We start from the raw sequence: 24,962 nt of genomic DNA on the forward strand, positions 1-24,962 counted from the left end.
ATGGCCCAGCTGAGCATCCAAGGTCTTTGCAAGCGCTTCGGCCCGGTGGAGGTGCTGCGGGACGTGAACCTCGAGATCGCCGACCGCGAGTTCGTCTGCTTCCTCGGCCCCTCGGGCTGCGGCAAGTCCACGCTCTTGCGCTGCATCGCCGGGCTGGAAGCGGTGCAGGGCGGTGAGTTGCGCCTGGACGGCCGGCGTATCAACGAGCTGCCGCCCGCCGAGCGCGATCTGGCCATGGTGTTCCAGAGTTATGCGCTCTACCCGCATATGTCGGTGCGCAAGAACCTGGCTTTCGGCCTGAGCCTGCGCGGCCGGCCCAAGGGCGAGATCGAGGCGCGCATTGCCGAGGCGGCGCGCATGCTGCAGCTGGAAGACCTGCTGGAGCGCAAGCCGCGCCAGCTCAGCGGCGGCCAGCGCCAGCGCGTGGCGATCGGCCGCGCCATCGTGCGCCAGCCGCGCATCTTTTTGTTCGACGAGCCGCTCTCCAACCTGGATGCCGCGCTGCGCGAGAACACCCGCATGGAGCTGGCGCGCCTGCACCAGAAGCTGCAGGCGACGATGATTTACGTGACCCACGACCAGGTGGAGGCCATGACCCTGGCCGACAAGGTGGTGGTGCTGAACCAGGGCCGCATCGCCCAGGTGGGCCGACCGCTGGAGCTTTACCACGCGCCGGCCGATCTCTTCGTGGCCGGCTTCATCGGCTCGCCGCGCATGAACCTGCTGCCGGCTCAAGCCCTGGCCGGCGCCGCCGCGCGCGCGGGTGCGACGACGCTGGGCATACGCCCCGAGCATCTGCGCCTGGGCGATGCCGGGGCCTTGCGCGCCGAGGTGTTGATGGTGGAGCGCCTGGGCGCGCAAAGCATGGTGCATCTGCGCCTGGGCAACGGCCATGCGCTGACGGCCGCCGTGGACGGGGCACGCGTGATTCACAAGGGCGACCATGTGGGCGTGGACGTGCCGGCCGAGCACCTGCATGCCTTCGGGGCCGATGGTCGCGCGCTGTCGCGCGTCTTGAGCGAGGCGGTGCAAGACGCACTGGCCATGGCATGAAGAAGCGCCTGCTGGTCTTGCTCACCGTGCTGTGGCCTCTGTGGGCCAGCGCCCAGCTGCTGCGCTTCGCCACCTGGGACGGCAGCGAGAACCTGGACATCCAGCGCCGCATTGCCGCGGCCTTCGAGCAGCGCCATCCCGGCGTGCGCGTGCAGGTGGAGGCTTATGGCGCGGGCTTCAACCAGAAGCTCTCGGCGGCCTTCGGGGCGCGCAACCCGCCCGACGTGATGATGATGTGGAACTTTCCGCTCTACCACCGCGTGCTGGAACCGCTCGATGCCTACCAGGCGCGCGAGCGCGCCTTCGAGGCCGCCGATCTGGTGCCGGGCCTCCTGCGCTTCGCCAGCGTGGACGGCCGCCTCTACGGTGTGCCGGCCGGCTTTACCAGCCAGGTCATCTACTACAACAAGGACATGTTCGACCGCGCCGGCCTGGCCTACCCCAAGGCCGACTGGCGCTGGGAAGACCTGCGCGCGCTCGCGCAAAAGCTCAGCCGCCCGGCGGCCAAGATCTATGGCTATGGCCTGGATGTGGCGCCCGACCCCTATGACTTCCAGGGCTATCTGTGGAGCGCCGGCGCCCGCATGCTGGCCGGCGATGGCCAGCGGCTGCGGGGCGAGCTCGATTCCGCGGCCTCGCAAGCCATGTTCAATATGTTGCTGGGCCTGCTGGACCAGGGCCTGGCCGCCACCCTGGGCGTGGGCGATGGCAAGAACCAGCGCCAGCTCTTCGTGGCCGACCGCGTCGCCATGCTGATGGACGGCGCCGCCTTCCGGCTCGAACTGGCGCAGGACGGCAAGCGCTACGGCGTGGCGCCGCTGCCCAGCTTCCAGGGCCGGCCGGCGCACAGCGTGGTGAGCGTGTCTTCGCTGGCCATCGCGCGAGATTCCAGGCAGAAGGATCTGGCCTGGCAGTTCATCCGCTTCTACAGCAGCGCCGAGGCGGTGCGCCTGCGCCAGGGCGATCTGCCGGTGCTGATGAGCGTGGCGCGTGAGCTTGCGCTGCAGGACGACCCGCTGGTCCAGCCCTTCTATGCCATGGCCCTGAGCATGCGCGACGAGGTGCCGGCCTTTCTGCTCAACCCGCGCTGGACGCGCGCCTCGGGCGTGGTGCGCGACGCGATCCAGGAGGTGTTTCTGAAGAAGGGCGATGTGGCGGCCATCCTGTCGCGTGCAGCACTCAAGGCCGAAAGGAAGCTGCAATGAGCGCCCACCTGCACGAGACCGCGCTGGACGCGGCGGCCGCGGCGCAAGACCTGGCCCCTGGCCTGGCCAAGGTGCGCCGCCTGCGCTGGCCCAGCGGCCTCACGCCCTATCTGCTGGTGGCGCCCTGGGTGCTGGGCTTCCTGGCCTTCACCCTGGGCCCCTTGCTGTACTCGCTCTACACCAGCTTCTTCGACTGGCCGCTGATGGGCGGCGAACGCTTCGTGGGCCTGGAGAACTACCGGCGCATCCTCACCAGCGACGACGATTTCTGGGATGCGCTGGCGGTCACAGGCCGCTTTGCCCTGCTCTATGTGCCCATCCACCTGGCCGGCGCCCTGGGCCTGGCTCTGCTGCTGAACCGGCGCGCCTGGGGGCAGGGCCTGTTCCGCACGCTCTTCTACCTGCCCAGCATGCTCTCGGGCGTGGCCCTGGTGACGATCTGGACCTGGATCTACAGCCAGGAATACGGCCTGCTCAACTATCTCTTGGGCCTGGCGGGCCTGGAAGGGGTGAACTGGCTGGGCAGCCCGCGCTGGGCCATGTGGTCGGTGGTGATCGCCAGCCTGTGGAGCCTGGGCGGCACCATGCTGGTGTTCCTGGCCGGGCTCAAGGGCATCCCGGTGGACCTGTACGAGGCCGCGGCGCTGGCTGGCGTCTCGCGCCTGAAGCAGTTCACCCACATCACCCTGCCGCTGCTCTCTCCGGTGCTGCTGTTCAACCTCGTCACCACGCTGATCGCGGCCTTCCAGCAGCTCACCCTGGCCCTGCTGCTCACCGAGGGTGGGCCGCTCAAGTCCACCTATATGTTGGCCATGTACATCTACGACACCGCCTTCAAGTACTTCGACATGGGCTATGCCTCGGCCCTGTCGTGGCTGCTCTTCCTCGTGATCCTGGCGCTCTCGATGAGCGTGATGCGCTTCTCCAGCCTGTGGGTGTTCTACGAGAACGAGGTGAAGCGTGGCGACGATGGAGGCAAGGTATGAGCCCCGCCCGCCATGCGCGGCGCCTGGCCTACTACACGCTGATGCTGGCCCTGGCCCTGGCCTTTGCGCTGCCGCTGTACTGGACGCTCGTCACCGCGCTGAAGGCCAAGAGCGAGCTCTACACCTGGCCCCCAGTGTGGTGGCCGGCGCTGCCGCGCTGGGCCAACTTTGCCGATGCCTGGGCCGCCCAGCCCTTTGGTCAGTTTCTGTGGAACTCGCTGCTGGTGGGCGGGCTGTCCACGCTGGGCCAGCTGTTCTCCTCGAGCCTGGTGGCCTATGGCTTTGCGCGCTTCGAGTTCCGCGGCCGCGACACGCTCTTCATGGTGATGCTGGGTTCGATGATGATCCCCTGGGACGTCACCATGATCCCGCTCTATATGCAGTTCAATTGGCTGGGCTGGATCAACACGCTCAAGCCGCTGATCGTGCCCAACTTCTTCGGCGCGGCCTTCTACATCTTCCTCTTGCGCCAGTTCATCATGAGCATCCCGCGCGAGCTCGACGAGGCGGCGCGCATGGACGGCGCCAATGCCTGGCAGATCTACTGGCGCATCCACCTGCCGCTGATGGCACCGGCCCTGGTGCTGGTGGGCACCTTCCAGTTCCTGGGCAGCTGGAACGACTACCTGGGCCCGCTGATCTTCCTCAACGACCAGAGCAGCTACACCCTGCCGCTGGGCCTGGCCCAGTTCCGCGGCCTGCATGCCAACAACCTCACCGCCATTGCCGCGATGACGGTGCTGCTGTGCCTGCCGCCGCTCTTGCTGTTCTTCCTGGCCCAGCGCCACATCATGGAGGGCGCCAGTGCGGGCGCGGTGAAGGGATGATGAGTGCAGAGAATCTGTTGTTCGACCCACAGCGCGTGCCGTTCTCGCGGCGCGAGAGCTGGTTCTGCGTGTCCTGGCTGGCGGAGGATCAGGCCTTCTGGCTGCGCCATCTGCGTGGTGGCGACGAACACACCGACCTGGGCCGCCTGTTCCGCCTGCAGCCGATCGACGCCGAGGGCGGGGCGCTGCAGGGCGCATGGACGCTGCAGCCCGATCAGCTGAGCTTCCATGCCGAGGGCGGCGGCAGCTTGCAGTTCGCCTGGGCCGATGCCGATACGCTGGCACTGCGGGGCCAGGGCCTGGGCCTGCAGCTCACCCTGCAGAGCAAGCGCTACGACTATGCCCAGCGCCTGGGCGAGCGGGTGGTGCATGTGAGCTGCGCCAGCCAGGACCTCTCGGCCCGCGTGGCCCTGGCTGAAGGCGAGCTGCTGCTGGACGCGCCCTGGCAGGGCCAGCGCGCCGAGCGTATTGCGCTGGAACTGCGGCCGGATGCCGCGGGTGCCCTGGCGGCATCGCTGCATCTGTACCGGGTGCTGCCGGCACGCGAGGATGTGGCCGGCTTTGCATCGGCAAGGGCCGCCAGCGATGCCGACTTCCAGGCCTGGCTGGCGCAGACGCTGCCCCTGCCGCAAGACCTGGCCCCGCTGCGCCGGCTGGCGGCCTACATCAGCTGGTCCTGCATGGTGCCGGCCGAGGGCATGCTGCATTACCCGGCCATGTACATGTCCAAGAACTGGATGACCAACATCTGGAGCTGGGACCATTGCTTCAATGCCCTGGCCCTGGGCGCTGGTCAGCCCGAAAGGGCCTGGCAGCAGCTGGCGGTGATGTTCGAGCTGCAGCACGAAAAAAGCGGCCGCCTGCCGGACTTCGCCAACGACCTGCAGGCCTACTGGCGTTTTACCAAGCCGCCGGTGCATGGCTGGACGGTGGCCCAGCTGCGCCGGCAGTCGGCCTGGTCGCCAGCGCGCTGCGCGCAGATGCACGACTGGCTGGCCGCCCAGGCGCGCAGCTGGCTGGCCACCGCAGCGGAGGGCGGCCTGCCCGCCTACGACCATGGCAACGATGCCGGCTGGGACAACGCCACCGTCTTTCTGCAGGGCACGCCGCTGCAAAGCCCCGACCTCAGCAGCTTTCTGGTGCTGCAGCTGGAAGAGCTGGCCGCGCTGGCCGAGCTGCTGGGCCGCCCGGACGCGGCGCTGGACTGGCGCCGCCAGGCCGATGCCTTGTTCGAGCGCCTGCTGGCCCGGCTCTGGACCGGCGAGCGTTTCGTGGCCCGGCTCGCCGATGGCCGCGCGGTGGATGGCGGGGGTGACAGCCTGATCGCCTACATCCCGCTGCTCTTGGGCCAGCGCCTGCCCGCCGCCATGCGCGAGCGGCTGCTGGCCGAGCTCTTCGAACTAGGCCGCTTCCTGAGCCCGCATGGCCTCGCCACCGAATCGCAGCGCAGCCCGCACTACCGCGCCGACGGCTACTGGCGCGGCCCGATCTGGGCGCCGACCACGCTGCTCTTCGTTGACGCCATGGACCGCTGCGGCCGCCCCGATCTGGGCGACGAGCTGGCACGGCGCTACACCGCCATGTGCGCGTGCTCCGGTCTGGCCGAAAACTACGACGCCCAGACCGGCGCGCCGCTGCGTGACCCGGCTTTTACCTGGACCTCCAGCGTAGCCCTGTTGCTGGGCAATCGCTTGTTGGGGAAGGAACTGCCATGAACGAACTGGAACGGATGTGCAGTTTGCAAAGCCCTGGGCGGGTGGCCGCTGCGGCCAGGATGCGCAGGCCTGCGTTCGTCGCAATCGCACATGTCGAGCGGCGTAGGCCGGCAGGTGCGAGGCCCCATTGGCGGTGCCGAGCCGCGCAGCCAAACCGGCTTGCGCATCGCTCCCGGCGATGCGTCGAGCGCGCCTTGTCTGAGCACCGAGCACAGTTGGCCGCCGCAGGCGGACAACGGCCCGCAGGGGTGCGAGGGCGAGTTGCGCGCGAGTGCCGGTTTGGCGAGCAGCGAGGGGAGCCTGAACGCAGTGAAGGCCTCCGCCTCTGGGGCCGAGTGCCTGCCGGCCTGTGGCGCGGCGCGTGTCGTGATGATTGATAGGAAGTCGGGAACATGAGCGAAGCTCCAAGCAAAGTCACCCTCAAGACCCTGGTGCGCCATACCGGCCTCTCGCTGGGCACGGTCTCACGCGCGCTGCAGGACGGGCCCGAGGTCAAGCTCGAGACGCGCGAGCTGGTGAAGGCCGCCGCGCGTGAGCTGGGCTACACGCCCAATCTGGCGGGCGTGAAGCTGCGCACCGGCAAGACCTACACCCTGTCCATCGTGCTGCCGGTGGAGGACAGCGAGCAGGACTTCACCGACAGCGGCTTCATGGCCCTGGTCTCGGGCCTGCATGCGGCCCTGGCCGGCACCTTCTACAGCCTGGTGGTGCAGCCCGAGCTGCCCGATGAAGACCCGGTGGCGGGCCTGCGCAAGCTGGTGGAGACGCGGCGCGTCGACGGCCTGGTGCTGACACAGACCAAACCGCAGGACGAGCGCATCCGCTACCTGCTGGAGCAGGACTTTCCCTTCGTCAGCTATGGCCGCAGCGCGCTGGCCACGCCGCATCCCTGGTACGACACCGACCACGAGGACATGGCCTACCAGGCCACGCGCCGGCTGATCGCGCGCGGCCATCGCCACATCGCCATGCTCAATCCGCCGGCCGAGCTGATGTACAGCCAGCACCGCGACGCCGGCCACCGCCGCGCGCTGCGCGAGGCCGGCATCGCGCACGACCCGGCGCTCACCCAATGCTCGGGCCTCTCGGCCGCCGATGGCCGCCGCCTGGTGCTGGATCTGGCCCGCCGCCGGCCACGCCCCAGCGCCTTCGTGTGCGCGAATGAATACGGTGCCCTGGGCGCGCTCTCGGCCTTTGCCGAGCTGGGCTGGCAGGCCGGCCGCGAGGCTTGCGTGGTGGCCACCGACGACAGCAATGTCAGCGCCTATTTCGTGCCGCCGCTCTCCACCTACTACGCCTCCCTGCATGGCGCCGGCCGCCAGCTGGGCCAGTTGCTGCTGCGCCGCCTGGAGGGCGAGCCGGTGGAGCAGCTGCGCGTGCTGGAGCAGGCGCAACTGATCGAGCGCCAGTCCGACGAACTGAAGGGGGAGCGCGCATGATGAGCACCACCCTCCGAGGCCCCGGCCTCTTCCTGGCCCAGTTCGCCGGCGACCAGCCGCCCTTCGACAGCCTGGACCACCTGGCCGCCTGGGCCGCCGGCCTGGGTTTCAAGGCCCTGCAGATCCCGAGCTGGGATGCGCGCCTCTTCGACCTGGCGCTGGCGGCCGAAAGCCAGACCTATTGCGACGAGCTGCGCGGCCGCCTGGCGGAACATGGCCTGCAGATCAGCGAACTCTCCAGCCATTTGCAGGGTCAGCTGCTGGCCGTGCACCCGGCCTACGACCGGCAGTTTGATGGCTTCGCGGCGCCGGCCGTGCGCGGCGACGCGGCCCAGCGCAGCGCCTGGGCGGCCGAGCAGCTCATGCTGGCCGCGCGCGCCTCGCAGCGCCTGGGCCTCACCGCCCATGCCACCTTCTCCGGCGCGCTGGCCTGGCCTTATCTCTACCCCTGGCCGCAGCGGCCCGCCGGTCTGATCGAGGAGGCCTTTGCCGAGCTGGCACGGCGCTGGCGGCCGGTGCTGGATGCGTTTGATGCGGCGGGCGTCGATGTCTGCTACGAGCTGCATCCCGGCGAAGACCTGTTCGACGGGCTGACGTTTGAACGCTTTCTGGACGCGGTGGGCCAGCATCCGCGCGCCAACATCCTCTATGACCCCAGCCATTTCCTCTTGCAGCAGCTCGACTACCTGGCCTTCATCGACATCTACCACGCGCGCATCCGCGCTTTTCACGTGAAGGACGCTGAGTTCCGGCCCAATGGTCGGCAGGGCGTCTATGGCGGCTATGCGCCCTGGCTGGAACGGGCCGGGCGTTTCCGTTCGCTGGGTGACGGGCAGATCGACTTCGGCGCGATCTTTTCCAAGCTCGCGCAGCACGGCTACCCGGGCTGGGCGGTGCTGGAGTGGGAATGCTGCCTCAAGCACCCTGAGGATGGTGCGCGCGAGGGCGCGGATTTCATCCAGCGCCACATCATCCGCGTGGCGGAGCGCGCCTTCGATGACTTCGCCGATGCGCGCACGCCGCGTGCCGAGCTGCGCCGGTTGCTGGGGCTGGGGGGCGAGGCATGAACAACGCGCCGCTGAAACTCGGCATGGTGGGCGGCGGGCAGGGCGCCTTCATCGGTGGCGTGCACCGCATGGCCGCGCGTCTGGATGGGCAATGGACGCTGGTGGCCGGGGCGCTGTCCAGCGACCCGGAGCGCGCCGCCGCCAGCGCCCAGGAGCTGGGCCTGGAGCCGGCGCGCAGCTATGCCAGCTGGCAGGAAATGGCGCGGCGCGAGGCGGCGCGGCCCGATGGCATCGATGCGGTCGCCATCGTCACGCCGAACCATCTGCACGCCCCGGTGGCCAGCGCCTTTCTGGAGGTCGGCATCGATGTCATCTGCGACAAACCCCTGGCCACCTCGCTGGCCGATGCGCGCGCCTTGCAGGCCCTGGCCCAGCGCCGCGAGCGCCTGCTCTGCCTCACCCACAGCTACAGCGGCTACCCGATGGTGCGGCAGGCACGGGCCCTGGTGGAGGCCGGCGAGCTGGGCGCGCTGCGCTTGATCCAGGTCGAGTACGCGCAAGACTGGTTGGCCGAGCCGATCGAGCAGCAGGGACAGAAGCAGGCAGCCTGGCGCTGCGACCCGGCCCTGGCCGGCCCGGCCGGTGCGCTGGGCGATATCGGCACCCATGCCTACCACCTGGCCTCGTTTGTGAGCGGCCTGCGGGCCGAGGCCGTGTGCGCCGAGCTCAGCAGCATGGTGGCGGGCCGGCAGCTGGACGACCATGTGCAGGCGATGCTGCGTTTCCCGGGCGGCGTGCGCGGCATGCTCTGGGCCAGCCAGGTGGCCACCGGTTGCGAGAACGCGCTGCGCCTGCGCGTCTACGGCAGCCGCGCCAGCCTGGAGTTCGCCCAGGAGCGGCCCAACGAGCTGATCGTCACGCCGCTGGGCGGCGCCGGCCAGCGCCTCACGCGCGGACGTGCCGGCACTGCCGCCCAGGCACAGGCCGCCACGCGCATCCCGGCCGGCCATCCGGAAGGTTATCTGGAGGCCTTTGCCCAGCTCTACCGCGAGGCCGCCGAGCACATCCGCGCGCGCCGCGAGGGCCGCTTGCCGGCCGAGGGCAGCCGCTGGCTCACCACGGGCGCCGACGGTGTGGCCGGCCTGGCCTTTGTGGAGGCGGTGCTCACGAGTCATCGCGCCGGCAGCGCCTGGACGCCGCTGCAGCAAGGACAACAACAATCAGGAGGGGAAGCAGCATGATCGAGATCGGAAAACGTGCGGCCGCGGGTGCACGCCTGCTCGCCGATGTGGGCGGCACCAATGTGCGCCTGGGCTGGCAGGGCGGCGCTGGCGCGGCCATCGAGCATGTGCAGACCTTGGCCTGCGATGCCCACCGCGACCTGGGGCACGCCCTGCAGCGCTATCTGCAGCACCTGGACGAGGCCGGCGCGGCCCGCCCCACGCAGGCGGCGCTGGGCGTGGCCACCGCGGTGCTGGACGACCAGATCCGCCTCACCAACCGCGACTGGGCCTTCTCGGCCCAGGCCCTGCACCGGCAGCTGGAGCTGCAGCGCCTGGTGGTGCTGAACGATTTCACCGCGCTGGCGCTGGCGATCCCGGCCCTGCCCGAGCCGGATTTCTGGCATGTGGGCGGGCCGGCCGCCGGCGCACCCGGGCCGCTGGCGGTGATCGGGCCGGGCACGGGCCTGGGCGTGTCGGGCCTGGTGCCCCAGGGAGACCGGCAGTGGATCGCCCTGCAGACCGAGGGCGGCCATGTCGGCCTGGCGCCGCAGAACGAGCGCGAGGCTGCCTTGCTGGCGCGGCTGCGCCAGCGCTTCGGCCGCGTCTCGGCCGAGCGCGTGCTCTCGGGGCCAGGTCTTGCCAATCTGCGCCAGGCCATTGCCGAGCTGGACGGCCAGGCCCTGCCCGCGCCCTGCGAGCCGGCCGCGGTCTTGCAGCAGGCCCTCGCCGGCGAGCCCGGCAGCGCCGAGGCGCTGGCGCTGTTCTGCGCCCTGCTGGGCGATGTGGCGGGCGACCTGGTGCTCTCGCTGGGTGCGCGCGGCGGTGTCTATATCGGCGGCGGCATCGTGCCGCGCCTGGGTGCCGAGCGCTTCATGCGCTCGGACTTCCGTGCCCGTTTCGACGCCAAGGGGCGCCTGGCCGGCTATATGCACGAGGTGCCCTCCTATGTGATTGCGAGCCAGGAGCCGCCGGCCCTGCTCGGAGCGAGTCGCGCGCTATGAGAAGCCGAAGCCCGCCGCCATAACCCGACAACGGCGCGCCCGGGGCTGGGCGCGACCGTCCCCATCGAAGCATGCATGCGAGGCCGATTCTTTCGGCCCTGCAGGGGCTTCGCTTTGCCCGCCATCTGATCGCTACAACAACGGAGACAAGAGCATGACGAAGAAGAGCAACGTGCGGCCGCAACGCGGCCAGGAATTGAATCGTTTCAAGCTGCGTGCCACCTGCCTGGCCGGGGCGCTGCTGCAGCTGACGATGCTGTCAGCGATGGCGCAAGGCGAGCCGGCCGCAGACAAGAAAAGCAAAGAGGAAGCCGCCAACCAGCTGGATCGCGTGGTGGTGACCGGCAGCACCGGCATCCGCACGGTGCGCGAATCCTCGGTGGCGGTGACCCTGGCCGACCGCGAGGCGCTGGACCGCAAGGCGCCGCATTCCACCGCCGAGGCGATGGAGCTGATCCCCGGCATGTATGTGGAGGCCTCGGGCGGCGAGATGTCTAACAACTACTCGGTGCGCGGCATGTCCGGCGGCAACCAGCGCTGGGTGCAGCTGCAGGAAGACGGCCTGCCGGTCTTCTACTACCCGAGCTGGACGGCCGATGGCCTCTTGCACCAGGAGCTGGGGCTGGACCGCATGGAGGCGGTGCGCGGCGGCACCTCGGCCATCCTCACCACCAACGGCGCCGGCGCCACCATCAACTTCCTGACCTATCGCAACAAGGGCGCGCCCGAGGGCGCGGCGCGCCTCACCCTGTCGGACTACAACCAGCGCCGCGTCGATCTGCGCTACGCCGGCGGGCTGGGCGACGGCTGGTTCGGCGGCGTCTCGGGCTTCTATCGCCGCGACGATGGCGTGCGCAACCCCGAGTTCACCGCCAACTTCGGCGGCACGGTGCGCGCCCATCTCGGCAAGCAGATCGACGGCGGCGAGTGGAGCGTCAACCTGAAGGCGGTGAACGACCACAACACCTTCTACCTGCCCATCCCGGTGGTGGGCAAGGACAAGCCGCGCAGCCTGCCGGGCCTGGACGCCAACTACGGCACCATGATCGGACTGGACAGCGGCGTGCAGAACGTGCGCACCTCGCTCGTGCCCGGCAGCTTCAGCCAGCTCGAGGACTCGCGCGACGGCTACCACGTCAAGGCCACGGCCATTGGCTACAGCTTCGAGAAGAACCTCGCGCCGGAGTGGAAGTTCTCGTCCAAGGGCCGCTACACCGATGCCGACGTGACCGCCAGCGTGGTGTTCTCGTCCAGCAACAACAGCCTGCGCCCCGCGGTGGACCGCCTCAACCCGGCCAAGTTCGGCTATGTGCAGGAGATGCTGGACCGCTTCGGCCCGGCCTGCGGCGGCGCCTGCACGCCGGCCATCCGCATCGTCTCCACCGGCGAGGTGCTCTCCACGCCCGCGCAGCTGAATGCGCTCAACGGCAACGGCCTGCTCTCCGACAACGTGCTGCAGGCCGACAAGCAGCTCAATCGTGAGGTGGTGAACGATATGCGCCTGAGCTGGAACACGCCCGACAACAGCCTGGCCCTGGGCCTCTTGGCCTTCAATGTGAAGAGCGAGGGCGGCAGCCCGGCCACGGCGCGCTTTGTCAGCGATGTGCGCAACCACGCGCGCCGCGTCGATCTGGTGGCGCTGGACCCCAGCGGCAAGGTGGTGGGCTCCTACACCGAGAACGGCGTACGCGAGTACTCGACCTGGGGCGATGGCCTGAGCAACGCGCGCACCCGCTCGCTCTCCTACTACCTGAACGACGAGTTCAAGCTCAGCTCCAAGCTGCGCCTGGATGCGGGCGTGCGCCTGGAGAGCTTCCGCTACCGCGGCCAGCAGGCCGGCTATGACGAGTTCACGCCCATCCCCGGCGCCTTCAAGCCCGGCTGCGACCGCGCCGCGCTGGGCGATGCGGCCTGCGATGTGGACAACATCATTGCCAACAACTATTTCGCCTATCCCACCAACGGGCAGTACACCGCCGTGCGCAACGACTGGAACGAACCCTCCTGGACCATCGGCGGCAACTACCTGCTGAACGACAACATCGCGCTCTACGGCCGCTTTGCCAAGAGTTATCAGTCCACCGGCGAGCTGCCGGTGACCAAGATCCAGTTTGCCGAACTGGGCATGCGCATGCAGGGCCGGAACTACTCGGGCACGCTGACCTTCTACAAGGCCGACTTCAAGGGCGATCCCAACGGCGCCGAGGTGGACAACGCCCAGATCGAGATGCTGCAGGGCGTGAATGCCAAGGGCCTGGAGTTCGAGCTGAGCTGGCGGCCGATCAACTGGTTCGAGTTCAACGCCACCGGCGTGGTGCAGCGATCCAAGTTCACGGTCAACAACCTGCGCGTGGTGCGCGGCTCGGGCGCCGATCTCGACGCGCTGCTGAAGGAGGCCACCGGCTGGAACGGCAACCGCCCCGAGCGCACGCCCAATCTGAACTACACCATCGCGCCCAGCGTCTACTTCAACGACAACAAGGGCGAGCTGAGCCTGGCCTGGCATTACATCGGCATGCGCTATGCCGATGTCTCCAACTCGGTGAAGCTGCCGGCCTACAAGACCATCAACCTCAGCCTGCGCTACGAGATCACGCCGCAGCTCACGCTCAACGCTGCGGTGCGCAACCTCACCAACACCATCGGCCTGACCGAGGGCAACCCACGCTCGGGCTTTGTGCAGGCGCCGGCGGGCAGCGACTATTACTACGCGCGCCCCATCCTGGGCCGCAACGCCCAGATCTCGGCCACCTACAGCTTCTGAGGAGATTGACGATGTCGCAGCAAAGTCCTATCTGGGACCACCACGTCAGCGCGCCCGGCACGCCGCCGGGCTTCACCCTGCGCACCTGCGTGCCCGCCAACCCCGACGGCGTGGAGGTGATGCTGGAGCGCTGGCAGGCCGGCAGCAGCGAGCCGCCGCACAGCCACCCCGGCCACGACATGACCGTGGTGGTGGAGGGCCGCATGCGCATCCAGTTCTACCGCCGCGAGGGCGGAGCGCTGCGGCCGGATGGCGAGCCGGTCACGCTGCAGGCCGGCCAGACCGGCTATGTGGCGGCCGGCCGCATCCATGACGCCCGCTACCTGGAGGACTGCAAGCTCGTCTATGTGCACGAGCGGGCCTTCGGCTTCGAGCCCGCGGCCTGAGTTCCGGGGGCGTGGCGGGCGCTGTGCCGCAGGCGTATGCTCGGCACAGCGCTACCACCAAGCCCCATGGACGAGTTGCAGGCCACGCTGAAGACGCAGCAGCGCTTCTCGCTGAACTGGACCTATCTGGATGCGATCACGCGTGGCGTGTCGGTGATCGATATGGGGGCCCTGGCGCTGCGCAATCTGGGGGATGCGCGCCAGTTCGCGCGCGAGTACGGCTACGACATCGACCAGCCCGGCGTGCTGGACTATCTGCGCGGCATCCAGCGCGAGGCGATCGCCTTTGTGCGGGCGCAGTTCCTCGGCCCCGATCAACAGGGGCTGCTGCCCGCCGAGCTGGAGGACGACACCGACCCGCTGCGCCTGCTGGTGCTGGCCTCGCAGCGCGCGCATCGCTTCGAGCCGACGCGGCTGTGGGCCTGCGCCCTGCTCAAGGTCATGCACGGCCTGTTCTACATCGACAACAACCTCAAGCTGCGCCACTTCAACGCGATCCGCCAGCAGGTGTTCGCCGGCCTGGACGCGGTGCTGCAGGTCGAGGGCGAGCAGCAGTACCTGACCGACGGCCTGATCTGCCTGCCCCTGCTGCATGTGGACCGCAAACGCAACAAAGGGCGCCACAGCATCCTGGTCAAGCTGCTGCAAAAGCCCGAGTACGTGGCCGCCGACATCCACGACCACCTGGGCGTGCGCCTGACACTCAACACGCGCATCGAATGCCTGCTGGCGCTGGACCTGCTGCGCCGCGCGCATCTGGTGACGCTGACCAATCTGGAGATCAGCCGCGTGCGCAACACCCTGGTCGATCTGTGCGCCGCCAAGGAGGTGTTCAACTGCCACCGCGCCGAGATCGACCGCTGCCAGGGCTATCCGCAACTGGTGCTGCAGCAGATGGACCGCGAGCTGGCGCGCATCTCGCAGCAGCAGACCCAGCGCGACAACCCGCACAGCGCGGCGGACTTCCAGAGCATCCAGCTGACGGTGCGCAAGATGATCCACCTGCCGGCGGCGGCGCTGGGCCTGCCGCCCGAGAGCAGCAGCGCCGCGGAGGAGGGCACCGAAGGCCCGATCGCCAACGGCGGCGGCACCAGCTTCTTCTTCGCCTATGAAATCCAGCTGCTGGATGGCGCCAGCTTCGAGAAGAGCCAGCAGGGCGCGGCCAGCCACGAGGCCTACAAGCGCCGCCAGGTGGAGAGCGCGCGGCGGCGCGTGCTGGGGGCCGAGTTGCTGGATTGGCTGCTGGCACACTGAGGGCTTCGCCGCCTCGGCCAGCCCATCGCCCCCATGTCCCAGCCCGATAGCCGCCTCGCCACCGCCGTGCTCGCCCTGGTGGCACAGCGCCCCGACTCCACCCAGCCCGCCAGCGCCCACCCTGCCGTGGCGGCGCGCAAGCTGGGTCAGCAGGCGGCCGCCAAGGCCGCCGCGGCCGCCGGTGCGCTGGCCCTGCCGCCCGGGCCGCTGGGCTGGCTGACCATCCTGCCCGAGATGATGGCGGTGTGGCGCATCCAGGCGCAGCTGGTGGCGGACATCGCGGCGCTGTATGGCCGTAGCGCCGAGCTGGGCCAGGCGCAGATGCTTTACTGCCTGTTCCGCCATACCGCGGCCCAAGGCCTGCGCGACCTGATCGTGCGCGTGGGCGAGCGCGTGCTGGTGCGGCCCGCCACCACGGCCGTGCTCAAGCAGATCGCCACCAGCATCGGCCTCAAGCTCAGCGAACGCGCGCTCGGCAAGAGCGTGGCGCGCTGGATGCCGTTGGTCGGGGCGGCCGGCGTGAGCGCCTATGCCTGGTACGACACCCAGCAGGTCGGCAAGGCGGCGCTGGAACTGTTCGAGCGCGAGATGGTGGTGGAGGGCTGAGGGCCCCGGCTCAGGTCTCGATGCCGCTGCCCGAGGCCACGGCCTCGACGGCCAGCGGCGCGCGCTCCTGCACGCCATGGTCGGCGCCCACCTGTATCCAGGCCGAGCGGCTGCGCGCCAGCTCCACCGGCATCGGCCGCACCGCGCGCAGCTGCACGCCCGAGCGCAGCAGCGCCAGCGCCACCAGCTGCACATCCTCGCGGGCCGCGGCCTGGCCGTACCAGACGATGTTGGTGGCGATGTCGGTGACCCTGCCGGCGCGGCTGACGACCTGGAAGCCCAGCGTGAACAGCCCCACCTTGACGCGCGTCTCGTCCAGCTCCTTGGTCCAGACTTCCACCGTGGTGGCGCGGCGGCGCTCGACATCGGCGGGCGTGGTCGACTGGTCGATGCGCTTGATGGCCTGGTGGGCCTGGTCGCTGACGCGCTGCAGCCGCGCCTGCTCGCCGGCGTCGGCGGGCTCGGCGATCCAGCCGTACTCGGCGCGCCGTGCCTGCTGCTCGGCCAGGCGCTTGCGTTCGGCCTCGGCCTGCAGGCTCTGACGTTGTGCCTCGGCGGCCTCGGCCTCGCGCCTGGCCTTCGCCTCGTTGGCGATGCTGGTCTCCAGCGCCTCCTTCTTGCTGACGGCCCAGATCGCCGTGCCGCCGGCCAGTGCCGCCATCAGCAGCGCCAGCTGGCTGCGCCGGCGCAGGCGCTGTGCGTTCTCCAGCTCGGCCAGGCGCAGCTGTTCCGCGCGCGCCTGCTCGGCCGCCTGCTGCGCCACGCGGCGGTCGCGCGCCAGCCGCACCACATCCACCAGGCGGTCGTGGATCAGCTCGATGCGGTCCACATGGCCCAGGCTTTCCACGCGCAGCAGCCGCCATTGCGAGGTCAGCGCCTCCAGCTGGGCCTCGGTGATGAAGCCCTGGGCCAGCGCCTCGGCCTTGGCATAGCTGCCGCGCGTGCGGCTGCCCTGCAGCAGATGGTCCTCGATGAAGCGGTGCAGGGACTCGGGCTGACCGGCGAGCGCATCGCGGTAATAGCCTTCCAGGATGTCGTGGCCGATGCTGTCGAGCAGGGCCTGGTCCACCAGCGCGCCCTGGCGGCGCGCCGCCAGCTGCGCGCAGGTGAGGCTCAGCAGCACCGGCTCCACCGCATCATGGCCCTGGCCGGCGCTCTGCTCGCCGACGAAGCGCGCGATCGCCGCGGCAGCCCCGGGCGCCAGCAGCGCGCCGCCGGCCTCGGCCACCGCCTGCTCGGCGCGTTCGGCGCGCATCGGCTCCAGGCGCAGCTCGTGGCGCAGCAGCGAGGGGACATGCTGGGCCCAGGCGCGCAGCTCGGGCAGATAGTCCTCGCGGAAGGAGAACAGCAGGCGGTAGCGCTGGCTCAGGCTGTCCAGCCCCTGCAGGGCGTCGCGCTGGCCGGCCACCTCGGCGCTCAGGCGGTTCTCCACCAGATCGGCCAGCGCCGCCAGCACGCCCTGCAGGCGCGCGCCGCTGGCATGGGCGAACAGCTCCTCGAACTGGTCCAGCACCAGCACCGGTATGCGCGGCCAGTTGTCGGCGGTCCAGAGTTCGAAATCCTTGCGGTGCAGCCAGTGCCACAGCGATTCACCCGGCGCGCGCGGCGGCGCATGCAGCTGGCGGGCGCTGATTTCCGCCTCCAGGCACAGGGCGATCTGCTCCAGCACGCTGGCGGCATCGGCGCGGTGGTCGAGGCGGATATAGACCGGCAGGTAGCCGGCCTCGCGCAGGCGCGGGAACAGGCCGGCGCGCAGCAGCGAGCTCTTGCCCAGGCCCGAGCGCCCGTACAGCGCCACCACCGGCGCCAGCTTGACCAGCTGCAGCAGCTGCAGCGCCTCCGGGTCGCGGCCCTTGAAGAAGGGTGCACCGGCCTCGTCGTAGGCGGCGAGGCCGGGCCAGGGATGCTGGGCGTCGAGGGCGGGGTTCTGCATATCAGACCAGCGGGCGGCGCGATTCGCGCAACAGGCGCTCCAGGCGCTGGCGGGTGCGCTCATTGGGCAGGCCGCCGGGCGCATGGCCGAGGTCGAGGTGCTCGCGCCAGCCGCGGCTGATCACATGCGAGAGCCGCTCGGGCTGGAACTCCGCGTCGACGATCAGGGGCAGGATGAAGTCGCGGTTCATGCCCTCGGCGCGTTCGTTGGCGCGCCGCCACTCGCGGAACACAAAGGCCTCGTCGCGTGCCTCGGCGCCGCGCGAGATCAGCGGCACAAAGTAGCGGCAGCCGGCGATGCCGTCGAAGATGCGCTGCGCGAAGTGGTCGCCCGGCTCCAGCGTGCTAGTGTCGAACCAGACATCCGCGGGGCCGCTGGCGCCGAGGTCGCGCAGGGTCTGCACCAGGGCCTGGGCGGCGGCCTGGTCGCTGCCGCGCGAGTAGCTGACGAAGAACACCGCGGCCGGTGGCGGTTCGGCAGGGTTGGGCAGGCTGGCGGGCTTGGGCGCGGCCTGCTCCAGCTTCCAGCGGCGGTGCAGCTCGGCCACGAAGGCGCTGGGCTCGAGATCGCTGAACAGCTCGGTGTCGCGGCTGTAGGCGCGCAGGAAATGCGTCAGCCCGCCTTGCTCGGCATCGGGGCGGTCGACCAGCCATTCGCGCTTGGTCTTCTCCGACAGCCGGCTCTTGTTGGTGACGCGCAGCAGGAAGCGGCCCAGCCAGTCGGGGAAGCTGCAGCCCAGCAGCAGCAGGCTGCGTTCCTGCAGCGCGCCCAGAAAGGCGGTGGGCACCTGGCTGCCCCGCGTCAGGATGTTGTGCGCGTACTCCAGCACGTCCTCTTCATGCGCGGCAAACAGCGGCGCGGCGCGCGCGCGGCCGAACAGATAGAGCAGGTGGGCACCGCCGCGGCTGGACCAGTCCGGCGGCAGGTCCTGCCATTCATTGGTGGGCAGCTTGGGCGCGTGCACCACCTCGGTGAGCGCGCCGCGCTGGCGCAGGCAGCGCGCCAGCAGATCATCCGGGGTGGCGCTGACCCAGAGCTTGAAGTCGCTGATCTCGGCCAGCTGCTGCAGGGCGACGGGCGCCTGGTACTGGTGCTCGCTCAGCACCGCCTCCAGCGCGTCGTGCGCCTCGGCATACAGGTCCTGCAGATCGGTCTGGCACATCAGATGGACCTGGGCCACCGCGCGCGGCAGCGCCAGAAAGGGCGCCAGCTCGGGCTCGGCGGCTTGTAGCCCGTAACCCTGCAGCAGGCGCTGCGCGGCCAGGCTGAGCAGGTTGTGGCCGGCCTCGTCCCGCAGCAGTTCCGAGCCCACCACCGGGACCACCAAGCCCTCACGCACCTGGCGCAGCAGCCGCTTCCAGTCTTGTTCGGTCATGGCGGCCAGTCTCGCATGGCCCTGCGGCCCGGCAGGCCCTCCGGGCGCTCGACAAACTAGGGGTGGGCCGCCCCGCCACATGGCGCGCGCGCAATCGGTTCCAATGGAGGCCTGTGAGACAGCTCGAGCATCACCATGGACTGGGACCTTCCGCAGCCCTTCACCCAGGCGCTGCGCCCGCAGCCCGGACATATCGACGGCCTGAACCACACCAACAACGCCGTCTATGTGCAATGGTGCGAGCAGGTGGCCTGGGCCCATTCGGAGGCGCTGGGCCTGAGCCTGGACGACTACCGGCGGCTGGACCGCGCGATGGCGATACGCCAGGGCAGCTACGACTATCTGCTGCCCACCCTGCTGGGTGAAGACCTGACCCTCGCCACCTGGTTGACGGCCAGCGACGGCAAGCTGACGATGGAGCGCCGCTTCCAGCTGCGGCGTGACCACGATGGCGCCACCGTGCTGCGCGGCCGCTGGGAGCTGGTGTGCATCGAGCTGAGCAGCGGGCGCGCAAGGCGCATGCCCGAGGCGTTCTGCGATATCTACCTGGCGGCTGTGGTGGCCTGAGAGGAGTGCACTCATCATGGATAAGTCCTTCCACCGTTTTTCCGAACTGTTTGCACAGCTGGGCCTGCCCAATGACGCGGCCGCGATCGCCGGCTTCGTGCGCACGCATGCGCCGCTGCCGCCCGCCATGCTGCTGGCCGATGCGCCGTTCTGGAGCCCCGCCCAGGCCACGCTGCTGCGCGAGGAGCTGGCCGGCGATGCCGATTGGGCCGAGGTGGTGGACCAGCTGAACGCCGCGCTGCGCGCCTGATCCCCGCGCCTTAGTCGTGACGGCGGCGTTTTCATTACGCCCGCGCTGTCACCGGTTTGCGTGGCGCGTGCACTCGTAAGGATCCGATGACCCGGGGCGACCGACGGTGGCCGGGGCGCTTGCTACCGGCAAGCATGCATGCACGGCAGCCTGCCCTGCAGCCCCACCCATCGGAGACCCCTATGCAAATCACTGCTCTTCTTCAGCGCCGCCGTTTCGTCCGCCTGCTGAGCCTGGGCCTGGCCGCCGCCGGCCTGGCCGCACCCGCCCTGGCCCACCATGACGCCGACGGCGATGGTGGCCTGCGCCACGGCAAGATCTTCACCAGCACCAATGCCGCCAGCGGCAACGAGGTGCTGGTCTATGCCCGCGCCGCCGCCGGTCCGGCCACCCTGATGGGCCGCGTGCCCACCCAGGGCCTGGGCAGCGGCGCCGGCCTGGGTTCGCAGGGCGCCGTCACGCTCAGCAGCAGCGGCCGCTACCTGTTCGTGGTGAACGCGCGCTCCAACACGCTCTCGACCTTCGAGCTGGGCCATGCCGGCCTGGTGCTGCGCTCGGTGGTCGATTCGGGCGGCCTCAATCCCACCAGCGTGGCCGAGAACGACGGCCTGGTCTATGTGCTGAACGCCGGCGGCAGCGGCAATGTGGCGGGCTTCCGCAACCAGCGCGGCATGCTCAGCCCGCTGGCCGATGGCGTGCGCGGCCTCTCGGCCGCGGGCGGCACCGCACCCGGCCAGCTCGGCTTCGACCATGACGGCGATGTGCTGGTGGTGAGCGAGCGCGCCACCAATGTCCTCACCTCCTACCCGGTGCGCCGCGATGGCAGCCTGGGCGCACGCCTGCTCACCCCCTCGGCCGGCCAGACGCCCTTCGGCTTTGCCGTCACGCAGCGCGACCAGCTGATCGTCAGCGAGGCCCAGGGCGGCGCCGCCGGCGCCAGCTCGGTCTCGTCCTACCGCCTCGGCGAGCATCCCTTCAAGGGCCCGCAGCTGGTGAGCGGCGCCGTGCCCACCACCCAGACCGCGGCCTGCTGGGTGGCGGTCACGCCCAATGGGCGTTATGCCTATGTCTCCAACGCCGGCAGCAGCAGCATCAGCAGCTATGCCATCGGCCCCCAGGGCGCGATCAGCCTGATGGCGGCGCAGGCCGGGCTCACCGGCACCAACGCCGGCGCGCTCGACGCCGCGGCCACGCCGGACGGCCAGCAGCTGCATGTGCTGGCCTCGCGCGCCCTGCAGATCGTCTCGTTCAAGATCGGCCACGACGGCGCGCTGATGCCGCTGGGTGCGGTGGGCGGGCTGCCGATGGGCTCGGCGGGGCTGGCGGCGAACTGAGGCGGCATCGCGGGGGCTCTTAAGATCCGGGCATGGTGATCCCGGCTTCCAAGATCCGCCCCCCGCGCCTGCGTGGCGCCACCCTGCTGGCCCGCCCGGCCCTGGAGCAATTGCTGGCCCAGGCCCTGGGCGAAGCGCAGGCGGTGCTGCTCAGCGCGCCCGCCGGCTTTGGCAAGACCGCCTTGCTGGCGCGCGTGCTGGAGCAGCAGCCGGCCGACTGGGCGCGCGTCTGGGTCTCGCTGGAGGCGGGCGACGAGCTGCGCCAGCTGATCGAATGCCTGCTCAGTGCGCTGGAGCCCTACGACCCGCCCTGGCGCGTCGCGCCCGAGCATCTGCTGGACCTGGCTGGCCGCGGCGAGGCCCTGCCCGAGCTGGTGGCGGCGCTGGCGAATGCGCTGGATGCCTGCGAGGCGCCGCATGGCGTGATCGCGCTGGACGATGTGCAGCACCTGGCCAGCGAGCCGGTGCTGCGCTTTCTGGACCTGCTGCTGCAATACCTGAGCCCGCGCTGGAGCCTCGCGATGACGGCGCGCCAGGCGCCGGCGCTGCGGCTGGCGCGGCTGCGCGGCAGCGGCGCGCTGGTGGAGTTTGGCGAGGCCCAGCTGCGTTTCAGCGAGGCCGAGAGCTGCGAGCTGCTGTGCGCCGCGGGCCTCGGCGAGGCGGCGGCGCGCCAGCTGCATGCGCGCAGCGCCGGCTGGCCGGCCGGCTTGCGGCTGGCGCTCAGCGGCGCCCTCAGCGGCGAGCCGCGCAGCGAGGCCAGCATCGACCGCGCCGCCTTCGAGCTGCTCACCAGCGAGGTGCTGGAGGGCCTGGACCCGCAGCTGCGCCGCTTCCTGCTCGACACCTCGGTGCTGCAGGAGCTGGACCCGGCGCGCTGTGCCGCCGTCAGCGGCGAGGCGCGGCCGGCGCGCTGGCTGGAGGCGATCCAGCGCCAGGGTCTGTTCGCGGTGCTGATCGACGAGGCGCAACCGACGCTGCGCCTGCACGACCTGTTCCGCGATGCGCTGCGCCACCGCCTGCGCCAGGAGCGCCCGCAGGACGAGGCGGCGCTGCTGCTGCGCGCCGCCGCGGTGGAGACCGATGCGGTGCGCCGGCAGGGCCTGATGCTGGCCGCCGGCGCTCACCAACAGGCGGCCGCGGCCCTGCTGGAGGCCGCCCCCGGCATCGCGCCGCAGCGCGGCGGGGTTGAGATCCTGCGGCGCCTGTGCCAGCAGTTCCCGGCCGACCTGGCCGCCAGCAGCGCCGAGCTGCAGCGTGTGCAGGGCATGGTGGACTGGGCCAGCTGGGAAAGCCGCCAGGCCGAGCACCATCTGGCCCTGGCCGAGCGCCTGTTCAGCGCGCGCGGCGCGACGCTGCAGGCCGGCCGTGCCCGCGCCCACCGTGCCATCACCCTGGTGGCGCTGGGGCGCCTGGCGCAGGCCGGCGAGCTGGTGGCCGAGCCGGAGGCCGGCATCGAGGCGGCGGGCCGCGACGATCTCGAGACCCAGGCCGCGCTGGCGCTGGCGCGCACCTGGCTGGCGCTGGAATCCTGCCACTTCAACGCGGTGGCGCCGGCCTTTGCCGAGCTGGTGAAGCAGCTGGAGCGCCAGCTCGAGCCGGGCCTGTGGTTTGCCACCGTGCCGCCGCCGCGCCAGACCCTGTGTCGCGGCATCTCGCCCTGGCTGGCGCGCTGGGCCGAGGGCGCGCTGGCGGTGGTGGGCGACCAGCCGCTGCCGTTGCGCGGCCTGGCGCTGTTGACGCAGGCCTGGTTGCAGACCTGGCAGGGCCGGCTGGACGATGCCCGCCAACTGCTGGCGCGCGCCGAGGCCGATGCGCAATGGACCGGCGAGCAGGCGATCGCGCGCCACCATGGCCTGGCCCTGCGCGCCGTGCTGGCGCTGCTGCAGGGCGAGCATGAGCAGGCGCTGGCGCAGATGCGGCAGCGCCTGCAGGAGCACCCGCGCGGCTATGGCGACTGGGGCATGTGGCACAGCCTGTTCCTGGCGGCGCGCATCTCGGCCAGCTGCGCGGATGCGGCCGGCCTGGCCGAACGCCTGCAGCGCCTGGATGCGCTGAGCCCCGTGTTGAGCGACACCACGCCGCAGCGCCTGCATCCGCTCTGGGGCCTGCGCGGCAGCCTGGCCTGGCTGCAGGGTCGCTTTGCCGAGGCCGAGGCCTGCTGGCGCGAGGCGCTCGGCGACGAGAACGCGCTCGACCTGTATGGCCAGGTGGCCGAGGTGCGCGTGCGCCTGGCCCTGCTGCTGGCGCGGCGCCAGCAGCAGGCGGCGGCCGCCAGCCTGCTGCTGCCCTGCCTGGCGGAGGCCCAGCCCGGCGGCGCGCTGTTCGCGCTGGCGGCCCTGCGCGAGCTGGCCGCGCTGGCCTGGGGCGATGCGCTGCCCGCCGCGGCGCTGGCGCAGCTGCGCGCCTGGGGCGAGCCCGCCAGCCCGGCGCCGGCGGCCGCGGCCATGCCGGCCGCGACCGAGGGCCTCAGCGCGCGCGAGCAGGAGGTGCTGGCCCTGATGGCCCGTGGCACGGCCAACAAGCTGATCGCGCGCGAGCTGGACCTGAGCCCGCACACCGTCAAGCGCCATGTCGCCAACATCCTCACCAAGCTGGGCCTGGCCAGCCGTGGCCAGGCCGCGGCCTGGTGGCTGACGCAGGCGCGCGACTGAGGCTGGGCTCAGCCCCAGCCGCCGCCCAGCGCCTTCACCAGGCCCACCGTGGCCTGGTACTGCGCGGCGCGCAGCTGCAGGGCCTGGCGGCGCAGGCTCAGCTCGCTGCGGCGCGCGTCCAGCAGCTCCAGCTGGCTCACCAGGCCGTTGCGGTAGCGCGCGTCCGAGAGCTGCAGCGCGCGCGTGGCCGAGCTCACCGCCCGCGCCTGCAGCTGCGCCTGCTCGGCCAGGGTCTGCAGCGCGACGAGCTGGTCCTCCACCTCCTTGAAGGCCTGCAGGACCTGCTCGCGGTAGCTGGCCGCGGCGGCATCGGCCTGGGCCGCCGCGCTCTCCACGCCGGCCGCGCGCCGGCCACCGTCCAGCAGCGGCAGGTTCAGCAGCGCGTTGAGGCCCCACAGCCCGGCCGATGACTTGAACAGATCAGAGAGCTCGGGCGAGGCGCCGCCCGCCGAGGCGGTGAGCGCCAGGCTGGGGAACCAGGCCTTCTGCGCCACGCCCAGGCGCGCCTGCGCGGCCCGCAGGCTGGCTTGCGCCGCCTGCACATCGGGGCGGCGCGCCAGCACCGTGCTGGGCAGGCCGGCGGGGATTTGCGGCAGGGCCTCGGGCCAGGTGGCTTCGGCGAGTTCCAGGCTGCCAGGCAGCTCGCCGGCCAGCAGCGCCAGCGCATGCAGCAGCTCGGCGCGGCGGCGTTCCAGCGCGACCGCCTGTGCCTGGGTGGCCGCCACCTCGGTGCGCACCCGCACCACGTCCAGCTCAGCGATGTCGCCGGCGGCGTGGCGCTTCTCGGTGAGCAGCAGCGTGGCTTGGTAGGCGGCCACGGTGTCGCGCATCAGCGCGCGTTCGGCGTCGAGCGCGCGCAGCGCGAAATAGGCCTGCGCCACATCGCTCTGCACCAGCAGCCGGGTGGCCTGCAGCAGGGCCTCGCGCGCCTGCGCGTCCAGGCTGGCGGCCTGGCTGGCCTGGCTGAGCCGGCCCATCACATCGATCTCGTAGGCCAGGCTCACACCGGCGGTGAGCTGGGTGCCGGCGGTGCCGGTGGCGCGTGCGGCATCGCCACCCTGGCGCGCGGCGCCCGCGTTCACATTGAGCTGCGGCGCACGCGCCGCATCGCTGTTGCGCAGGAGTGCGCGGGCCTGGGCCAGGCGCGCGGCCGCCTGCTGGATGCTGGTGTTGTGGGCCAGCGCGCGTTCGGTCAGGGCGTCGAGCCGCGGGTCGCCAAAGGCCTGCCACCAGGCGTCTGCCGCAGCGCTGGGCTGGCCGGCCGCGCCGGCATGCGCGAAGGCGGCCGGCGTGGCCGGCATGGCATGGGGCTCGAGCACGGCGAGGTTGGCGCAGCCGGCCAGCAGCAGGGCCGACAACAAGGGCGTTAGTCTGTTTCTCATGATG

At 70.8% G+C, this 24,962-nt stretch carries 20 protein-coding genes; 17 read left to right on the forward strand and 3 right to left on the reverse strand.

Annotation, left to right across the window (positions count from 1 at the left end; genetic code table 11):
* The 13 genes from AC3WQY_RS18125 (at position 1) to AC3WQY_RS18185 (ending at position 15,466) form a co-directional block, all read left to right on the forward strand.
* Positions 1–1,053: an ABC transporter ATP-binding protein gene (locus tag AC3WQY_RS18125; RefSeq protein WP_492709894.1), complete on the forward strand. Its 1,053-nt coding sequence runs from the start codon at positions 1–3 to the stop codon at positions 1,051–1,053.
* Positions 1,050–2,258, forward strand: a complete 1,209-nt coding sequence (locus tag AC3WQY_RS18130) for an ABC transporter substrate-binding protein (RefSeq protein ID WP_492709895.1) — start codon at positions 1,050–1,052, stop codon at positions 2,256–2,258. The genes AC3WQY_RS18125 and AC3WQY_RS18130 overlap by 4 nt, the downstream gene beginning before the upstream one ends.
* Positions 2,255–3,244, forward strand: a complete 990-nt coding sequence (locus tag AC3WQY_RS18135) for a carbohydrate ABC transporter permease (protein WP_492709896.1) — start codon at positions 2,255–2,257, stop codon at positions 3,242–3,244. Before AC3WQY_RS18130 ends, AC3WQY_RS18135 begins: the two co-directional genes overlap by 4 nt.
* Positions 3,241–4,071, forward strand: a complete 831-nt coding sequence (locus AC3WQY_RS18140) for a carbohydrate ABC transporter permease (protein ID WP_492709897.1) — start codon at positions 3,241–3,243, stop codon at positions 4,069–4,071. Before AC3WQY_RS18135 ends, AC3WQY_RS18140 begins: the two co-directional genes overlap by 4 nt.
* Entirely contained in the window at positions 4,071–5,786 is a 1,716-nt protein-coding gene (locus AC3WQY_RS18145; protein WP_492709899.1) for an amylo-alpha-1,6-glucosidase, read from the forward strand. The genes AC3WQY_RS18140 and AC3WQY_RS18145 overlap by 1 nt, the downstream gene beginning before the upstream one ends.
* A gap of 392 nt (positions 5,787–6,178) precedes the next feature.
* Positions 6,179–7,225: a LacI family transcriptional regulator gene (locus tag AC3WQY_RS18150; protein WP_492709900.1), complete on the forward strand. Its 1,047-nt coding sequence runs from the start codon at positions 6,179–6,181 to the stop codon at positions 7,223–7,225.
* Positions 7,222–8,292, forward strand: a complete 1,071-nt coding sequence (locus AC3WQY_RS18155; protein WP_492709901.1) for a sugar phosphate isomerase/epimerase family protein — start codon at positions 7,222–7,224, stop codon at positions 8,290–8,292. Before AC3WQY_RS18150 ends, AC3WQY_RS18155 begins: the two co-directional genes overlap by 4 nt.
* Positions 8,289–9,473: a Gfo/Idh/MocA family protein gene (locus tag AC3WQY_RS18160; RefSeq protein ID WP_492709902.1), complete on the forward strand. Its 1,185-nt coding sequence runs from the start codon at positions 8,289–8,291 to the stop codon at positions 9,471–9,473. Before AC3WQY_RS18155 ends, AC3WQY_RS18160 begins: the two co-directional genes overlap by 4 nt.
* Positions 9,470–10,456, forward strand: coding sequence for a glucokinase (gene glk / locus AC3WQY_RS18165; RefSeq protein ID WP_492709904.1), 987 nt, complete (start codon positions 9,470–9,472; stop codon positions 10,454–10,456). The genes AC3WQY_RS18160 and glk overlap by 4 nt, the downstream gene beginning before the upstream one ends.
* A 154-nt stretch (positions 10,457–10,610) precedes the next feature.
* On the forward strand, positions 10,611–13,220 hold the full coding sequence (locus AC3WQY_RS18170) for a TonB-dependent receptor domain-containing protein (RefSeq protein ID WP_492709905.1): 2,610 nt from the start codon (positions 10,611–10,613) through the stop codon (positions 13,218–13,220).
* 11 nt (positions 13,221–13,231) lie between these two features.
* Positions 13,232–13,606: a cupin domain-containing protein gene (locus tag AC3WQY_RS18175; protein ID WP_492709906.1), complete on the forward strand. Its 375-nt coding sequence runs from the start codon at positions 13,232–13,234 to the stop codon at positions 13,604–13,606.
* A 66-nt stretch (positions 13,607–13,672) separates the two neighbouring features.
* Positions 13,673–14,860, forward strand: coding sequence for a TIGR04552 family protein (locus AC3WQY_RS18180; protein ID WP_492709907.1), 1,188 nt, complete (start codon positions 13,673–13,675; stop codon positions 14,858–14,860).
* Positions 14,861–14,893: 33 nt separating this feature from the next.
* A complete protein-coding gene (locus tag AC3WQY_RS18185; protein WP_285233660.1) occupies positions 14,894–15,466 on the forward strand; it encodes a hypothetical protein in 573 nt (190 codons plus the stop codon).
* A 10-nt stretch (positions 15,467–15,476) separates the two neighbouring features.
* Here AC3WQY_RS18185 and AC3WQY_RS18190 read toward each other — a convergent pair whose 3' ends face one another.
* Both AC3WQY_RS18190 and AC3WQY_RS18195 read right to left on the reverse strand, forming a co-directional pair.
* Entirely contained in the window at positions 15,477–17,399 is a 1,923-nt protein-coding gene (locus tag AC3WQY_RS18190; RefSeq protein WP_492709908.1) for an nSTAND1 domain-containing NTPase, read from the reverse strand.
* 1 nt (position 17,400) lies between these two features.
* Positions 17,401–18,774, reverse strand: a complete 1,374-nt coding sequence (locus AC3WQY_RS18195) for a toll/interleukin-1 receptor domain-containing protein (RefSeq protein WP_492709909.1) — start codon at positions 18,772–18,774, stop codon at positions 17,401–17,403.
* A gap of 135 nt (positions 18,775–18,909) precedes the next feature.
* Here AC3WQY_RS18195 and AC3WQY_RS18200 point away from each other — a divergent pair, with 135 nt between their 5' ends.
* The 4 genes from AC3WQY_RS18200 to AC3WQY_RS18215 all read left to right on the forward strand — a co-directional run bounded on the left by AC3WQY_RS18200 (position 18,910) and on the right by AC3WQY_RS18215 (position 23,576).
* Positions 18,910–19,341 carry an acyl-CoA thioesterase gene (locus tag AC3WQY_RS18200; RefSeq protein WP_285233657.1) on the forward strand — a complete coding sequence of 144 codons (432 nt, stop codon included), beginning with the start codon at positions 18,910–18,912 and terminating at the stop codon, positions 19,339–19,341.
* A 16-nt stretch (positions 19,342–19,357) separates the two neighbouring features.
* On the forward strand, positions 19,358–19,591 hold the full coding sequence (locus AC3WQY_RS18205) for a DUF2789 domain-containing protein (RefSeq protein ID WP_285233656.1): 234 nt from the start codon (positions 19,358–19,360) through the stop codon (positions 19,589–19,591).
* A 182-nt stretch (positions 19,592–19,773) separates the two neighbouring features.
* The gene (locus tag AC3WQY_RS18210; RefSeq protein ID WP_492709911.1) at positions 19,774–20,925 is read left to right on the forward strand and encodes a lactonase family protein; all 1,152 of its coding nucleotides are present in this window, start codon (positions 19,774–19,776) and stop codon (positions 20,923–20,925) included.
* Positions 20,926–20,957: 32 nt separating this feature from the next.
* Positions 20,958–23,576 carry a helix-turn-helix transcriptional regulator gene (locus tag AC3WQY_RS18215; RefSeq protein ID WP_492709912.1) on the forward strand — a complete coding sequence of 873 codons (2,619 nt, stop codon included), beginning with the start codon at positions 20,958–20,960 and terminating at the stop codon, positions 23,574–23,576.
* Positions 23,577–23,584: 8 nt separating this feature from the next.
* On the opposite strand, the gene AC3WQY_RS18220 is transcribed toward AC3WQY_RS18215, so the two are convergent.
* The gene (locus tag AC3WQY_RS18220; protein ID WP_285233653.1) at positions 23,585–24,958 is read right to left on the reverse strand and encodes an efflux transporter outer membrane subunit; all 1,374 of its coding nucleotides are present in this window, start codon (positions 24,956–24,958) and stop codon (positions 23,585–23,587) included.
* Positions 24,959–24,962 lie beyond the last annotated feature (4 nt).

Source organism: Roseateles sp. FW301-B2, from assembly GCF_058788955.1.

Bases quoted from the DNA above. Each gene is read 5' to 3' on its own strand.
- AC3WQY_RS18135 (WP_492709896.1), top strand. From the start codon at position 2,255: ATGAGCGCCCACCTGCACGAGACCGCGCTGGACGCGGCGGCCGCGGCG.
- AC3WQY_RS18200 (WP_285233657.1), top strand. From the start codon at position 18,910: ATGGACTGGGACCTTCCGCAGCCCTTCACCCAGGCGCTGCGCCCGCAG.
- glk (WP_492709904.1), top strand. From the start codon at position 9,470: ATGATCGAGATCGGAAAACGTGCGGCCGCGGGTGCACGCCTGCTCGCC.
- AC3WQY_RS18150 (WP_492709900.1), top strand. From the start codon at position 6,179: ATGAGCGAAGCTCCAAGCAAAGTCACCCTCAAGACCCTGGTGCGCCAT.
- AC3WQY_RS18170 (WP_492709905.1), top strand. From the start codon at position 10,611: ATGACGAAGAAGAGCAACGTGCGGCCGCAACGCGGCCAGGAATTGAAT.
- AC3WQY_RS18220 (WP_285233653.1), bottom strand. From the start codon at position 24,958: ATGAGAAACAGACTAACGCCCTTGTTGTCGGCCCTGCTGCTGGCCGGC.
- AC3WQY_RS18145 (WP_492709899.1), top strand. From the start codon at position 4,071: ATGAGTGCAGAGAATCTGTTGTTCGACCCACAGCGCGTGCCGTTCTCG.
- AC3WQY_RS18180 (WP_492709907.1), top strand. From the start codon at position 13,673: ATGGACGAGTTGCAGGCCACGCTGAAGACGCAGCAGCGCTTCTCGCTG.
- AC3WQY_RS18175 (WP_492709906.1), top strand. From the start codon at position 13,232: ATGTCGCAGCAAAGTCCTATCTGGGACCACCACGTCAGCGCGCCCGGC.
- AC3WQY_RS18215 (WP_492709912.1), top strand. From the start codon at position 20,958: ATGGTGATCCCGGCTTCCAAGATCCGCCCCCCGCGCCTGCGTGGCGCC.
- AC3WQY_RS18210 (WP_492709911.1), top strand. From the start codon at position 19,774: ATGCAAATCACTGCTCTTCTTCAGCGCCGCCGTTTCGTCCGCCTGCTG.
- AC3WQY_RS18205 (WP_285233656.1), top strand. From the start codon at position 19,358: ATGGATAAGTCCTTCCACCGTTTTTCCGAACTGTTTGCACAGCTGGGC.
- AC3WQY_RS18195 (WP_492709909.1), bottom strand. From the start codon at position 18,774: ATGACCGAACAAGACTGGAAGCGGCTGCTGCGCCAGGTGCGTGAGGGC.
- AC3WQY_RS18160 (WP_492709902.1), top strand. From the start codon at position 8,289: ATGAACAACGCGCCGCTGAAACTCGGCATGGTGGGCGGCGGGCAGGGC.
- AC3WQY_RS18155 (WP_492709901.1), top strand. From the start codon at position 7,222: ATGATGAGCACCACCCTCCGAGGCCCCGGCCTCTTCCTGGCCCAGTTC.
- AC3WQY_RS18130 (WP_492709895.1), top strand. From the start codon at position 1,050: ATGAAGAAGCGCCTGCTGGTCTTGCTCACCGTGCTGTGGCCTCTGTGG.
- AC3WQY_RS18140 (WP_492709897.1), top strand. From the start codon at position 3,241: ATGAGCCCCGCCCGCCATGCGCGGCGCCTGGCCTACTACACGCTGATG.
- AC3WQY_RS18185 (WP_285233660.1), top strand. From the start codon at position 14,894: ATGTCCCAGCCCGATAGCCGCCTCGCCACCGCCGTGCTCGCCCTGGTG.
- AC3WQY_RS18125 (WP_492709894.1), top strand. From the start codon at position 1: ATGGCCCAGCTGAGCATCCAAGGTCTTTGCAAGCGCTTCGGCCCGGTG.
- AC3WQY_RS18190 (WP_492709908.1), bottom strand. From the start codon at position 17,399: ATGCAGAACCCCGCCCTCGACGCCCAGCATCCCTGGCCCGGCCTCGCC.